At 50.2% G+C, this 13,940-nt stretch carries 18 protein-coding genes; 2 read left to right on the forward strand and 16 right to left on the reverse strand.

What is annotated here, in order from left to right; genetic code table 11:
- Position 1: 1 nt before the first annotated feature.
- Genes HUU10_02535 through HUU10_02555 form a run of 5 tightly spaced genes read right to left on the reverse strand, consistent with a single transcriptional unit; the run spans position 2 to position 3,652 of the window.
- Positions 2-697, reverse strand: a complete 696-nt coding sequence (locus HUU10_02535) for a uracil-DNA glycosylase (protein ID NUQ80463.1) — start codon at positions 695-697, stop codon at positions 2-4.
- Entirely contained in the window at positions 697-1,908 is a 1,212-nt protein-coding gene (gene coaBC, locus HUU10_02540; protein ID NUQ80464.1) for a bifunctional phosphopantothenoylcysteine decarboxylase/phosphopantothenate--cysteine ligase CoaBC, read from the reverse strand. Before coaBC ends, HUU10_02535 begins: the two co-directional genes overlap by 1 nt.
- Positions 1,905-2,192 (reverse strand): DNA-directed RNA polymerase subunit omega, encoded by a 288-nt coding sequence (locus HUU10_02545; GenBank protein NUQ80465.1) that lies wholly within the window; start codon positions 2,190-2,192, stop codon positions 1,905-1,907. The genes coaBC and HUU10_02545 overlap by 4 nt, the downstream gene beginning before the upstream one ends.
- 12 nt (positions 2,193-2,204) lie before the next feature.
- A complete protein-coding gene (gene gmk, locus HUU10_02550; protein NUQ80466.1) occupies positions 2,205-2,771 on the reverse strand; it encodes a guanylate kinase in 567 nt (188 codons plus the stop codon).
- A gap of 2 nt (positions 2,772-2,773) precedes the next feature.
- Positions 2,774-3,652 (reverse strand): YicC family protein, encoded by an 879-nt coding sequence (locus tag HUU10_02555; protein ID NUQ80467.1) that lies wholly within the window; start codon positions 3,650-3,652, stop codon positions 2,774-2,776.
- Between the two features lie 54 nt (positions 3,653-3,706).
- Here HUU10_02555 and HUU10_02560 point away from each other — a divergent pair, with 54 nt between their 5' ends.
- Positions 3,707-4,477: an aminotransferase class IV gene (locus HUU10_02560; protein ID NUQ80468.1), complete on the forward strand. Its 771-nt coding sequence runs from the start codon at positions 3,707-3,709 to the stop codon at positions 4,475-4,477.
- Positions 4,459-5,835: an anthranilate synthase component I family protein gene (locus HUU10_02565; GenBank protein ID NUQ80469.1), complete on the forward strand. Its 1,377-nt coding sequence runs from the start codon at positions 4,459-4,461 to the stop codon at positions 5,833-5,835. Before HUU10_02560 ends, HUU10_02565 begins: the two co-directional genes overlap by 19 nt.
- On the opposite strand, the gene HUU10_02570 is transcribed toward HUU10_02565, so the two are convergent.
- The 11 genes from HUU10_02570 to HUU10_02620 form a co-directional block, all read right to left on the reverse strand.
- Positions 5,828-6,193, reverse strand: a complete 366-nt coding sequence (locus HUU10_02570; GenBank protein NUQ80470.1) for a hypothetical protein — start codon at positions 6,191-6,193, stop codon at positions 5,828-5,830. The two genes, HUU10_02565 and HUU10_02570, sit on opposite strands and share 8 nt — an antisense overlap.
- Positions 6,190-6,837 (reverse strand): PspC domain-containing protein, encoded by a 648-nt coding sequence (locus HUU10_02575; protein ID NUQ80471.1) that lies wholly within the window; start codon positions 6,835-6,837, stop codon positions 6,190-6,192. Before HUU10_02575 ends, HUU10_02570 begins: the two co-directional genes overlap by 4 nt.
- 48 nt (positions 6,838-6,885) lie before the next feature.
- The gene (locus HUU10_02580) at positions 6,886-7,641 is read right to left on the reverse strand and encodes a ZIP family metal transporter (protein ID NUQ80472.1); all 756 of its coding nucleotides are present in this window, start codon (positions 7,639-7,641) and stop codon (positions 6,886-6,888) included.
- On the reverse strand, positions 7,638-8,735 hold the full coding sequence (locus HUU10_02585) for a hypothetical protein (protein ID NUQ80473.1): 1,098 nt from the start codon (positions 8,733-8,735) through the stop codon (positions 7,638-7,640). Before HUU10_02585 ends, HUU10_02580 begins: the two co-directional genes overlap by 4 nt.
- A gap of 14 nt (positions 8,736-8,749) precedes the next feature.
- Entirely contained in the window at positions 8,750-9,604 is an 855-nt protein-coding gene (locus HUU10_02590) for a CPBP family intramembrane metalloprotease (protein NUQ80474.1), read from the reverse strand.
- A 39-nt stretch (positions 9,605-9,643) separates the two neighbouring features.
- Entirely contained in the window at positions 9,644-10,015 is a 372-nt protein-coding gene (locus tag HUU10_02595; protein ID NUQ80475.1) for a DUF309 domain-containing protein, read from the reverse strand.
- A gap of 57 nt (positions 10,016-10,072) precedes the next feature.
- Positions 10,073-10,237, reverse strand: a complete 165-nt coding sequence (locus HUU10_02600; protein NUQ80476.1) for a hypothetical protein — start codon at positions 10,235-10,237, stop codon at positions 10,073-10,075.
- Between the two features lie 194 nt (positions 10,238-10,431).
- On the reverse strand, positions 10,432-11,598 hold the full coding sequence (locus HUU10_02605; GenBank protein NUQ80477.1) for an RsmB/NOP family class I SAM-dependent RNA methyltransferase: 1,167 nt from the start codon (positions 11,596-11,598) through the stop codon (positions 10,432-10,434).
- Positions 11,579-12,055: a YiiD C-terminal domain-containing protein gene (locus HUU10_02610; GenBank protein ID NUQ80478.1), complete on the reverse strand. Its 477-nt coding sequence runs from the start codon at positions 12,053-12,055 to the stop codon at positions 11,579-11,581. The genes HUU10_02605 and HUU10_02610 overlap by 20 nt, the downstream gene beginning before the upstream one ends.
- Before the next feature lie 19 nt (positions 12,056-12,074).
- A complete protein-coding gene (locus HUU10_02615; protein NUQ80479.1) occupies positions 12,075-13,610 on the reverse strand; it encodes an FAD-dependent thymidylate synthase in 1,536 nt (511 codons plus the stop codon).
- Positions 13,610-13,939, reverse strand: a complete 330-nt coding sequence (locus HUU10_02620) for a (2Fe-2S) ferredoxin domain-containing protein (GenBank protein ID NUQ80480.1) — start codon at positions 13,937-13,939, stop codon at positions 13,610-13,612. Before HUU10_02620 ends, HUU10_02615 begins: the two co-directional genes overlap by 1 nt.
- Between the last annotated feature and the right edge of the window lies 1 nt (position 13,940).

The raw sequence follows: 13,940 nt of genomic DNA on the forward strand, positions 1-13,940 counted from the left end.
GTCAGCCGGCGGCTGAATCGTACAGTTTACGGAGGAATTTCACATCCTCCCAGGTGGCAGGTTTCCGGTTCGGATCCCGGAGCAGAGCGGCAGGGTGGTAAGTTACAACCACCGGAATTCCTTTGTATTGGTGCACTTTCCCTCTGAAATCACCAAGTGAAGTCCCTTTTCCTAACAGGCTGGTTGCGGCCGTGGATCCGAGTGCTAATATAATTTTAGGTTGAATGATTTCAATCTGACGGTTCAGATGATTCATACAGGAAGAAACTTCATCCGGTTCAGGAGCACGGTTTTTGGGAGGCCGGCATTTTACAATGTTTGCAATGTAAACATCCTGACGCGAAAACTGAATGGCTTTGAGAATGGCAGTCAGTAATTGCCCTGCTCTGCCTACAAACGGATAACCGCTTTCATCTTCATCGGCTCCCGGGCCCTCACCTATCACCATCAGGCGGGCATCGGCATTGCCACTTCCGAAAACCAGATTTTTCCTGCCAGTCCCCAGTTTACAGGACAGGCAACCTGCAATCTGCTGCTGGAATGCTGTCAGACTGGCCTGTTTTTCACTGATCACTGCCGGAGTGTTTTCCTCTGTTGCCGCAGGCAGTGTGGATCCGAACAATTCTTCCTGCTGGGTCAGCCAGTCTTTGCTGATTGCAAATAATTTTCTGAGTTCTTCCGGGGTCCAGTTTTCCATCAGGCTTTCATTTTCCGGGTACAATAGGCCAGAATGTCCCTTGCCACTACCGATTTGGGTGCAAGCGAAATCACCTGTGTATCATCGTGGGTGATCAGGGTTACTTCATTGGTATCGGTATTGAAACCGGCACCGGGGACCCGCGGGTTGTTTAAAATGACCAGATCCAGATGTTTCGATATCAGCTTCTGACGGGCATTCGCTACATCGTCATCGGTTTCCAGTGCAAAACCAACCAAAAACTGGTTAGTTTTTTTCTGACCCAATCCTTTCAGAATATCCGGATTCGGAATCAGTTTCAGAACGGGATCATTCGTGAGTTCACGTTTAATCTTTTTTGAGGATGGACTTTCAACGCGGTAATCGGCAACCGCGGCGGCCATCAGAACCAGATCTGCCTTGTCGAACACCGATTCCATGGCGTCCTTCATTTCCAGAGCTGTTTCCACCCGGATGAGGTGAACACCGTCGGGAGGATTCAGTGCAACCGGGCCGCTGACGAGCGTCACCTGAGCTCCGGCCAGACGGGCAGCTTCGGCAAGGGCATACCCCATTTTTCCACTGGAATGATTTGAAATGAAACGCACAGGATCAATGGCTTCACGGGTCGGTCCGGCTGAAATCACAACCTGCTTGCCTTCAAGAGGACGGTTCGTGGAAAAGTGTCCGGATAAAACCTCGACCAGTTCAGCAGGTTCAGGCAACCGTCCCGGACCCGACAGACCGCTGGCGAGGGCCCCTTCAGCCGGTGATATGATCTGTGCACCGCGCTGTTTTAACAGAGAAAGATTGTCCTGTGTCGCCCGATGCTGCCACATGTCAGAATCCATGGATGGAGCAAGAAAAACCGGTGTGGTTGCAGGTAAGGAAAGGTACAGCGCCCCGAGCATGGTATCAGCCATTCCGGTTGCCAGTTTTGCCAGCGTGTTTGCTGTTGCCGGGGCAATGAGCATGGCGTCTGCCGATCGGGCCAGATGGACATGAACCGTCCAGCTGCCATCACGGTTATCAGGAAAAACCGATTCCAGAACCGGATGTTCCGAAACGGTTCCAAGAGTCAATGGGGAAACAAACCGGGTGGCAGCAGGAGTCATGACCACATGGACGTCTGCCCCCGTCTTTTTCAGCAGTCTGACAAGTTCTGGTGTTTTATATGCAGCAATGCCGCCCGTTACACCCAGAAGAATCTTTTTCCCGGTCAGTGAACTCACGACTTATAGTGAAATTCGAAATCTTTATCTGATTTTTCGATAATGGATTGAACAGTTGGCTTGTTTTTCATTTCATATTCAATGCTGATACGCGCCTGCTCAACATTTACTTCATTCTCTTCTTCGCTTTCAACCAACTCACTGAAAAGAGAAAGTTTATCATGAAGCTCTGCTCTGATTTCATCATTGATGTGACGGGCACGTTTGGCCAGAACATTGATGGCTTCATAGATATTGGTATTCGACCCAATTAACTTATCGGTATCAACCGGATTGATTGGCATAAATGGCTCCTTCTATTCTTTTTCTAAAAATTGGCTGATGATCCTGGTACAATCAGCAATGGCTGTTTCCAGTTGATCATTGACGACCCTGACGTCAAATTGTTTACCCAGTTCCATTTCCATGGGAACCCGATCCAGTCGCCGGCGGAGTGACTCTTCACTTTCAGTATTCCGGGCTTTTAACCTGGCAATTAACACCTCCAGATCGGGAGGTTCAATAAAAATGGTGAGGGCCCGGTGCTGAAACTGTTTCTTGATATTCAGCCCACCCTTGACATCAATATCGAGAATGACGTGCATTCCCTGATCGATCATGTCGCGCACATGTGAAAGAAGCGTCCCGTACAGATTGCCGAAAACTTCTTCCCATTCAATAAATTCCTGATCTGATACCCGTTTCATGAACTGATCACGGGTCAGAAAAAAATAATCAACTCCATCCGCTTCCATGGGACGGGCAGGACGTGTGGTTGCCGAGACGGAAAAATGCAAGGACGGAATGGCTTTCTGAACCGCCCGGGCTATCGTGGTCTTTCCGGCCCCGCTCGGGGCACAGAACACAACAATTTTTCCGGTCATGATCACTCCAGATTCTGCAGTTGTTCTCTGATTCGCTCGAGCTCTTCCTTCATCAAGACCACCAATTGGGAAATATCGGCACTGGCCGACTTAGATCCGATGGTATTGATCTCCCGGTTTATTTCCTGCACAAGGAAGTTCAGTTTTCTTCCCACCGATTCATGACCATCAAGGGCCGTCAGGAAATAGGCCAGGTGGCTTTTTAACCGTACCTGTTCTTCGGTTATATCCATCCGGTCGGCCAACAATACAATTTCAAGTTCAAGACGGTCCGGATTGATTTTTTCCTCACCAATCAATTGGGCCACCCGATCATGCAGCTTTTGTCTTTCAACAGGCAGGCGCTCATCAGTGAGCACCCTGACCTGCTCGGAAATAGACCCAATCGACTCAATGCGTGAACGCAGATCACCGGTCAGGGTCTCCCCTTCCCGTTTTCTCATTTCTTTCAGCCGGGAGATGGCCTGCAGCAACGCAGGCTGAACGGCTCTCCATTCCGGCTCACCGGAATCTCCGGTTTCGGGTGCTTTAAAAATTTCACTGAACCGCAGCAGGTGATCCATCCGGATGGGTTCCTGAATTCCCGCCTTTTCCCTGACTTTTTCAAGCGTTGACAAGACCGACGACAAGGCCTGTTCATCAACCGTCAGTGCCGTTTCAGGTGAGGATTCCCGCTCAATCACCACGGTCAGCTGAATTTTACCGCGCTGAAGTTCCCGGCGGAGAATATCCTTTATTTCTGCTTCACGGTTTTGAATGGATTTCGGCAACCGGCTGTTCAGTTCAACAAACCGGTTATTCAGCGACCGGATTTCAACCATGGCATTGATTCCATCGGACCAGTGTGTTCCGGTCCCAAATCCGGTCATTGATTCAAGCATAAAACCTGCATTTGAAGAAACCTGCAAAAGTACGTTATATTCGGTCTGAATTCAATGACTGACATCAACTTAAGCCGTCTGCACCGCTGGGGTGAAGGGATCTTCACCACCCTTCTCATTCAATCGGGCCATCCCGTCAACCTGGATGCCCATCTGGTCCGCCTGAAACAGGCTGGTCAGCTCATTGGCCTGACCCCTGCTCTGGACCGCGAATTTTTTTTGCAGCAGATATCCCGGCTGTCTCATGGAACCAATTGTGTCATCCGTTTGGAATTCAGTGTTCCAGATGATCTCACAGACCCACCTCAGGTGTCCTTATCGGCCCGTCCATTACCAAAAGAGTGGTCTCAGTTACCCGAAACTGGTGTTTCACTGGTGGAATCAGCCATCAGCTATTCGCCTCCGTTTCCCGATGTCGGCTGGATAAAATGGAATGCCTGGCAACCCTGGGCCATCCTCAGACGCCAGCTTCAGTCAGAATGGGATGTCATCGTCACCGATGGTTCTGAATGGCTGGAGACCACCCGGGCAGGTCTGGTTGCTGTGAGAAATGATGAGTGGTTTACCAATCAATCCGGCGGCCGGTGCCTGAAGAGCACCGCCATCGCGGCTGTTAAAATCTGGAGGGAAACTCTGGGCCTGACGGTGCAGGAAACTGTATTCACCCGTGAATTCTGCAACGAGGTCAGCCAGTGGTTTGTGGCCAATGCAGTGATTGGTCTGGTTCCTGTGGTTTCCATCACCCTGCGTGACGGGTTGGTCCGGTCGTTTCCGCCTGCAAACGGCCCGGCTCATGAGTTCCGGACATGGTACCTGAACCGTTGAATCTGAACAGGCGTCCCCGGTTGACGGAAATCAATCCGGCCGGAATACCCTTCGGTACTTCGCCGTCTTTCTACCTTTTCTCAGCCAATCATCAGGATCCGCGCAGCCGTTTTCACTGGATCGCCGCCCATCCGACCCGGTGGATTTTCCTGTATCCAACCCATATTGAAACCGAATCGGGAATCCTTCCCGTCCGGCATCCCTCAGACATCCGGCATTTTCTGAAATCAGTCTGGCAGGTGCCTCCTTCCCATTCACCCTGGCTTTCCGGGTGGTTTTTCCTGCTTGGGTATGAACTTTCCTGGTATCTGCAAGAAACCAACCTGCAACCGCCGGCTCTTCCCGATGATCACTGCCTGGGTGTGCTCATGCAGCCGGGAACCCTGCTCCGGTCCCCAAGCAGCAACCCTGACTGGACCGGGCACCTGGCTCATTCATCCATACAGGTACCTGCAGATCATCCTCTTCCAACGAACCCTGGAGTTCTTTCCGGCTCAACCGGACTTTCGTATGCTGATTATGAATCAGCCATCAGGCGTATTCTTTCACACATACGCGACGGTCAAACCTATGAAGTGAATTTCTGCTATCCGGTTCATCTCACCGGACTAAAGGAAAGCGACCAGATTTTGTTCAACCGGTTGGTTACCACAGCCGGGTCCTCCTTTACCGCCTACGTCAATCTTGGCAATCGAAGCATTCTTTCCGGCTCCCCAGAGCGGTTTTTCAGCCTTTCTGACAACCAGATCACGGTTCAGCCCATGAAGGGAACCCGCAAACGATTATCCGATCCTGTGCTCGACAGGAAGTTGCGGCAGGAATTGAAAGCATCAGAAAAGGACAGGGCCGAAAATCTGATGATCGTCGATCTGATGAGAAATGATCTCGGCCGAATCTGCCGTGCGGGTTCGGTGCAGACCACAGGGTTGTTCGAAATCGAAAGTTACCCGACTGTTCATCAGATGATTTCGACCGTTTCAGGCACAGTTGAACCTTCCGTCACCTTTTACGATATCCTTTCTGCACTTTTTCCGCCGGGTTCCATGACCGGTGCACCCAAACGAAAAACCATGGAGCTGATTCACGATCTGGAGGCTTGGCCCCGGGGTTTTTATTCCGGGATACTGGGATACTGGGATGGTTGTTCCGAAGCCGAAACCTCGGTACTGATCAGGTGCATGGACAGGCAGGGTGAAAAAGCGACGATTCAGGTTGGGGGAGGTATTGTTGCAGACAGCAAGCCGGAAGAGGAATACGGGGAAACGCTGATTAAACTGAAGAGTACATTAAATGCGTTGGGAGCCGGATCCGATGCCATTCATGGAATCGGACCCGGTTGGGTTGAAAATCTCAGGTAGGATCAGATTTTTTTCGTTTTTCAAACGATTTGAACAAAATGTGAACGCCAAGCCAGATAATCAGAAGCGGCCAGTAGGTCCTGATTGCCTCGTTTACTTCGGGCCAGTTCACTTGTTTCCACCAGTCAGGAATCAGGAAAATCACGCCAAGAATCACCAGCAGTGCTCCGTTGATAACTCCTCCTGCCTTTCCATCCCGTATACCATATAAAATGACCAGCAGTCCCTGAACGGCGGAAATGGCACCACCCAGTTGCCACCAGGTCAGGTATAACACTCCGGTGCGGTCGAGCAGCAGATCCGTTCCTGCCAGAATCAGAATGACCGCAATCAGCGGTATGGTCGGCAACGACTTCATATAATATTATCCTCCTTTGGCGTCATCAGTGCAAGGATCAGATAGATCACCACAGAAGCCCCCAGACTGATAAAGGCGCTGATGATGAAACCGATTCTGACCAGCACAGGATCAATGTTAAAATAGAGGCCCAGCCCACCGCATACGCCGGCAATCCATTTGTCCTTACGGGTCCGGATCAGACGTCTGGGGTTCTCATTTTGTGCTGTTTCCATGGTATCCTCTTTCTTTTTCCTGTTAAAGGAGTAATATAAAATGGCGGTTCCGGCCAGAATCAGAATAACCGGAAACCGGTATGGATCGATGGTTTCGAAAAACTGGTCCACATAATAAAGCTCAAGATTTTCAATGAACCATATCACCCCGATTCCGACCAGAAACAATCCGGCAATTTGCTGAACCACCGAATAATCTCTCGAAACCGGCACCTGAACCTGATCGGGATCCGGATTGACCGGAACGATAATCCACAGGATCAGATAGGCGATAATTCCAACACCTGAAAAGGCAAGTAAAATGATAATCACCCGCCAGAGTACGACATCCAATCCGGTATAGTCTGCCAGACCCGCTCCCACTCCTCCCAGGACCGAGTGTTTTTTATTGCGGTAAAAGCGTTTTGGCATGTTCGTGGCGGTTTCCATGGTATCCTCCGTTTTGCAGAGGTTTACGCAGAAAGTAATGACCGTGTTTCAATGAACATGCAGGAAGGTTCCGATGAACCAGAAGAGGATCATCCCCCCGAAAAGAGTGAGCGAGACCTTGCGGTTACTGGCATGGTTGACTTCAGGAACCAGGTCTGTGGCACCGATGTACAAAGCCACTCCGCCAGCCAACCCCATCATCATTGCCGAGAGTTCCGGGTTGATTTCGGTAATAAATAGGGTGATCAGCAATCCGACCAGACTGGCGCTGGAAAGGACCAAAACCATTTTTTTTGCAGACCGGATGGGGGTATCGCCAGCGATGGCCACTGAGGCAATGGTAAATCCCTCGGGAAATTTATGAAGAAGAACCCCGAAAAAGGTCAAAAGCCCAATGGCCGGATCGTGCAGATAGAAAACGGAAAGGGTGAGTCCATCAAACATGGAATGCACATACAATCCGATGAGGGTTCCCCAGACCAATTGTTTTCCTCTGGTATGAATATGATGATGTTCTTCCCCGAAATGCATGTGCCGACTGACGGTATGTTCCATAAAATGGAGCATACCAAATCCGATGATGACATAGAGCGGCGCGTTATGACTCATCTCCAGCGCTTCAGGAATCAGATTCCCGATAACGAGAGTGATCAGAAATCCGGCGGATAAAGCCAGAAAGTAATGCTGGTATTTTTTTATCCAGGGACTACCTGCAAGGGCCAGGTAACCACCTGCCAGTTGGGTAAGTACCAGTACCAAAACCAGTAAAATCAGGGTGGGAAGTTGTTCAGTCTGAAATGTCATTGGGCGAAGCTTTCTTTTTGCCGTTTTAACAGAGAGATGGCTTCCTCGCGCAGGGACCCTGAGGCTTCATCAGCCACTTGTTCCCAGAGCAGGACGGCCTCATTTTGATGGCCTTTCAATGTCAGGTACCGGCCGGTTTCGAGCATGGACCGGAGGTACCAGGTCTTCATTGGCAGTTGGGGTCTGTTTTTGTACAAGTTCATCGATTTTGAAAAAGATTGAATGGCCTCTGACCAGGCCCCATCGGCTTGCAGAACCATTCCATACTCATACCAGAACCGCGGCGACAGAAAAGACTGATACCATCCGGGGCTTGCTGCAAGCCGGATCATTTCTGCGAACATGGCACGACTTTCTGATAGTTTCCTGTTTTTACCCAGGGTAATGGCATGTTGCTGATGAAACAATGGATTCGAGGGAAACCGCCTGAAAAGTGAATCGCTCAGAATTAAGGCCTTTTTGGGATCGGGTTGCCAATCCATGTAAATCTGTAGTAAAAAATAGGAGGCCTCAAACTGAGTGAGGGTTCCCTCTCTGGCTGCAATGGTCAGGTCGCTGAGTCCCCGTTCCCGATCGGCAGGAGGAAGAAAAAACAGAAACCGGCTCAGAAAAGGAAATCGTTCAGGAACCCACGATGCATAATACAGAAAAATGCCGGTACCAAGGCGTGCATCCGGAAAAGGGGTGGACTGAAGCAAATCAGTAAGAATAGGATAGGCGTGCAAACCGTTGGTCGCAGCCTCAATCCACTCCTCTTTCTGTGCAGCCAGCCTGGCCTTAAATCCATAACATCCTGCCAGATAAAACCGGATGGAAGCTTCCTTGTCGGGATTTAACTCCATCAGTCGCTCTAGTTGAGCGATGGTCTGATCCATTTCATCAAGAAAGGTCTGATCCCATTCACCGGTCTGTCTGGAAAGAAGAACCTTCCACCAGAACACCATGGATTCCATGAAATATCCTTCAGGCTGGTCGGGATGGTTTTTCTGATAGGTTTGAAAGATCTGGCGGGCCTCATTGAACCGGGTCTGATAGATCAGATCCGCCCCCGTCTGTAATTGACCGAGATCTGGTGGCCGGTGAACTGCCGGCATGACCATTCCCGCAATCAGGAGGAGAGTGACCGCAACCATCGGGTTCTTTCATAACTGATCAGCAGAATGATGAGAATGGTGGTCATCACGGACCCCTCAATACCACTGTCATTACCTGCCAACCATGAAGAATTGCCCATGACGGTAACGGGAAACAGCGACCAGAGGGCCTCATCTGACCAGACACCGGAGTAACCAAAAATCAATGTTTGGGACAGGTTCCAGCCAGTATGCAGCCCCACCGAGTACCACAAGGTTCCTGCAGCGAGGGTGGCATAGGATAACCACAATCCCATGAGGAAAATGTTTATGTAGGAAAGCCAGAAATACCCGGGATTGCCGGAATGAAGCAGAACATACACAACCGACAGAACGACCAGCCAGGACTCGGGGTAGGGCTTTCTGGTCATGGATTGAATCGGAAAACCTCGAAGCAGCAGTCCTTCGATGGCAGCGGTCAGAAAAATCACCGAGGCGGTATAGACAGAATAAAAGGCAGTTGTTGGCGGGCTGAAGGAACCAAACTGAATCAATCCGGCCGCATAAATCAGCAGAACCAACAGTACCACGGCCCCGGCCGAAAGCAAACCACCTGAGACGCCTTTAAGCCAGCGATGGTTTTTAAATCCCAGGGTCACCGAGCCGGCATCGTCACCGTACCAGAGCCAGGCCAGAAAGGTAGCCGCAATAAATCCGAGGAAAATGGCACACAGACCCGCCCACATGGCAAAGCGGGTTTGCCCGGACACCAGGAATGGAGTCAGGAGCATCCCTGTAAAAGCAAGTCCTGCCAACAGGCTCAGAAACCAGTAGATCAGAACCCGGACAACAGGGTGGGACGTTTGTAATAATTTGGAAAGCCAGGACATGCAGACCTTAAGATACAAAGGACCAATCGCAGAATTAAGTCAGATTGATAAAATTGTCTCGGGAACAGAAGACAGACGGGTTTCGGTAAACAACCGGATTTCGGGAAAGGACGCCTTTTCAAGGATCAGGATCCATTCTGACGTCAGCGAAGCCAGTTCACGAACATCGCTCCGGTTGGATAACCCGGGAATGGATTGAAATTTAGTGAGGGCTTTCCGTGCCTGACTGATGGCTCCAGAAGGATGATTATTCAGCGCATGATATGCAGAAACCGACAGTTGGATCATCGCCTGCCAGAACATCCGCCGGTTTCCTGACATCTCCTGCCAGGCTTCTTCCCACTGATCATGGGCCTCGAAGAAATCCTGGTTTTTAAAGAGGTCCCAGCCGGAAAGGATCAGGTCTTGCATAAAACAAAAAAGTCCCGGTTTTGGCCGGGACTTTCTCACAACACACCAGTAAAAAAATTACTTTGTGGTATCAGCAGCAGCAGAGTCAACAACGGCAGCAGCGGAATCAACCGTTACAGCAGTAGAATCAACAGTAGCAGCTTCTTCAGCTTTAGGAGCACAAGCAACAACACCCATGGTCAGTGCAAGAGCGAACATGATAACAACGACGAGATTTTTCATTTGGATTACCCTTTTGTGTTTAATTTTTTGACTGTCCTGAAGACAGTTCCCTATTAAACAACTTCTGTGCCAATTTTATTTCCATGGAATATCGCGGATTATTTCGTGATGAAAAATGGAAAAAGATTCAATCTTCGCGTACTTCGATCATAATATAGACGAATAGAACCGCTTCCAACTGTCTACTATTCTGATCAGTGTTCTTTTCTGAATCCAGTCAAATAGAATCCATCGGCATCCACATGCGGAATGGACTCGAACCGGTAATCGGGCTGGTCGACCAAAGGAAGTCCGTGAAAGTCAATGGCCGCCTTGAAAGAGGTTGCAGAAAAGCCTGGTGATTCCTGAAGGAATTTCTGCCGGACTGATTCATTTTCTGACTGAAACACCGAGCACGTTGAATAAAACAGGAAACCACCGGGTTTCACAAAAGCAGAATAGGTTTTGAGCAGGTCGAGCTGAACAACCGAGCTTCTGTCGATCTGTTCCCGGTTCATCCGGTAAATCAGATCCGGGTTCCGCCGGATGGTTCCTGATCCTGAGCAGGGGGCATCGACCCAGACCTGATCAAACAAACCAGCTTCCAATGATCCGGGATTGGTGATGAACCGAATGTTACTGAACCGGTTTTTTCTTGCCCGTTGTCTTGAGTTAGCCGCCTCTCGTTCATTCACCGATAAAGCGGTGATCCATCCGCGGTTTCTCATTAATCCGGCCAGAGTCATGGTTTTTCCGCCTGAGCCGGAACAGGCATCCAGAACCTTAAAGGTGGGTTTTGGATTGACAAGCAGGGAGGCCAGCTGACCCGATAAATCCTGCACTTCGAAGCCACCTGCTTTAAACCAGGGTTCACCGAAATCTCTGATTTCTGATTCCCATACAAGTGCACCTGGAATGCCCTTAACCGGCTTGGTTCCGGGAGGAATGGGTTGGGCCGGATTGAGTTGCCTGAGAAACACTGGCCTTTGCTGAACCGACCGGTACAGAAAGGATGGACTGGTTACTGCCCCCGGTTGCCACCAATCACTTTTATAAACCGGCGGCAAACCAAACTGACCGGGATCGTGAGGACCCATAATCGGGAGAGCAAGCAGACTGCCTGCGAGTTCTTCAAAGTCGGTGGTTTTCAGAATCCGGTTAATCTCGGGTAACGGAGGTTTCCCGGAAAAAATATCCAGGCCGCGCCTGGCAGCGGCCACAGGAAACAAACGGACCATCCGGTAGACTTCATCGGTAATGGCCCCCTTCTGGTCCACCGGTATGCGTCCCCGTTTAAATGTCTGATGAATCAGCCAGTCCAGCCGGTCGCCGGTTTTAAAAAATTCTGAGGTAATGGTCAGGCTAAGCGGATTTCTGGTCATGGGACTCCAGTTGAATATGAATTCTCGTTTTCATGACGGCAGCAATGACTCCGTCTTCCAGGACCATCCGGCTTTCATGCCAGACATCATACCGGCCGTCCCTGTCAAGGCCGGCAAAGGCATTTTCAAGGTCGGTTTCGGTTAAGCAATAGTGAATGGTACAATCCGATCGGGCCGGAACACGATATCGGATGGAGGCTTCTTTCAACCACACCCTGACATGCCGGTTCCGGTGACGGATGGCCTGCCAGTACATGAGGGCAAGGACCGGATCGCCTGCACTGAAAAGACTTCCGCCAAAAACGGATCCCTGAAAATTTCGGTTCAGCAATGAATGGCGGATTTTAACCGTTGCGGTCATAAAATCATGCCCAATGGAAACGACACGGATCCGGTTGATTAAAAATGGAGGAAATCCATTCAGCAGCCATTTCAGCTGCCAGGGTCGGAGTTTCATAAGGCCGATATCTGACCGGTCAGATCAGACGATGATAATCTTTCCTGTCCAGAGTCCAGACTCTGATTCCACAAAAGCGATCCCCTTCCGGACAGACGGGTCTGGTCTTACTGAGGATTCTTTGAGAACAGGGGGGTAATAAATAGTTTCCCAGACGAGGGTGTATATCCGAAATCTGTAATGCTTCATCCAGCGAGGCTCGCCAGATTTCTTCCTGGGCATTGTAGCACAACCGCATCTGATGTTTATGATGCAGATTCAAAAGATCTGCCGATTCGGTAAAACGGACCGAGACGGCATTCGGCAACAAATAATCTGCAGCTTCCTGACTGGCACCAGCGCTGATCAGCGCGGCTCGTGCTGTCCATGCCAGGTCCATGGCTTCTTTGTACAGTTTTTCGGACGTTTGATCTTCAAGCACAATGGCAGGTGTGATATAATCCGGGTCATCCGTCAGATGGGTGGCCAGAATGGGCCTGGAACCTGGTGTCATCCGGTGCCGCTGATCCTGTGAATCGGCTGCATGACTGATTTTCTTCCGGAAAGTGTAATGGGCATGAACCATGGCCCGGGACACTTTTGAATGGGTGGTCAGATTCAGGTTTTCACCAAAAAGGGAATTCTTTGCCGGATTCATTACAAGGTCAATGGCATCATCATCGGAAAGGTAATCTGATGTGGCGCCATACACTTCCCTGACCGAATCGGCAACGACGGCCTCGGCATTCTGGGTCCAGGAAACCAGTTTTGAAACCTTCCCTTCCAGAGAGGTATCGAAGGAACGGATAAAACCAGATCCACCGGACCGTTTTGAATCGAGCAGATTCAGGTGCATGAATTCGGGGGTTTCTTCCGGCAGAAGCGGCTCCTGAATGATTTCTCCAAATTCAGGATCATGATCCAGAAGCAGTCTTACCATGGCCTCGGTCAGGTCACGGGTTTCTGCCGGTGTATCAAACTGCCGGCAATATCTCCAGTAACGAAGCAGCGTGACTCCGCTGACCGTGTGATAGAGATAAGCAAACGTGGAAACCGGCAGGACGTAACGGGCAATTTCCTGTGTTTTTTTCTTAACATCCCGCTCTATCTTTTTCTCGTCCTTTTTACGCGCCGGGAAACGGTCCAGATAGGCACGGGTGGTTACGCCGGTCAGACTTTCATTGATCCGGTGATAGTAGTCCATCAGCCGGTCATGTGCCTTCAGATAAATGTCGAGTTGTGCGGCGTTCAGATCGGGAATATGAAACGTACCGGGTTTCACTTCAACATATCGCTGACTAACCTGTTCAGAGTTGTAAAACGGATGGCTGTGAAGGAAACTCCAGATTGCATGACGGGATAAATCGGTGATGGCAAACTGGAAATAGGCATGCTGAAGGGTCGTATGATGACCGGCCTGATAGGTGGAATGCGCAATATGAAAATGCTTTTCAGACACATCGCGGTCGGTTATGATACCCTTTGAAGAATAGCAGGTCCGGGCCGTGGCAATGGCATTCCGGAATGGCTGATCGAAGGATTTCATCAGACTGACTTTGGGAACCGTCCGGTGCATCAGGCTTTCTCCGTATTCAGAAGCAAACGGGATACCACTTCACCGCCATCAATATGAGACACCATGATTTCCCTGATGTCATCAGCCGTGCGCGGTGCATACCAGACACCTTCAGGATAAATCACCATGCAGGGGCCTTGTTCGCAGTAATCGAGACAACCGGCTTTATTGGCTCTGATGATCCCTTTAAGGTCTCTGGCGGCAATCTCACTGCTGAGAGCAGCACGCAGATCGGGACTTCCCTTCTCTGCACAGGAGCCGCGCGGGTGTCCCGGTTCGCGCAGATTTTCACAAACAAAAATATGATGGCGGTACCCGGGAAGGGACATG

This window comes from Bacteroidota bacterium, from assembly GCA_013360915.1.
Taxonomy (GTDB): Bacteria; Bacteroidota; JABWAT01; order JABWAT01; family JABWAT01; genus JABWAT01.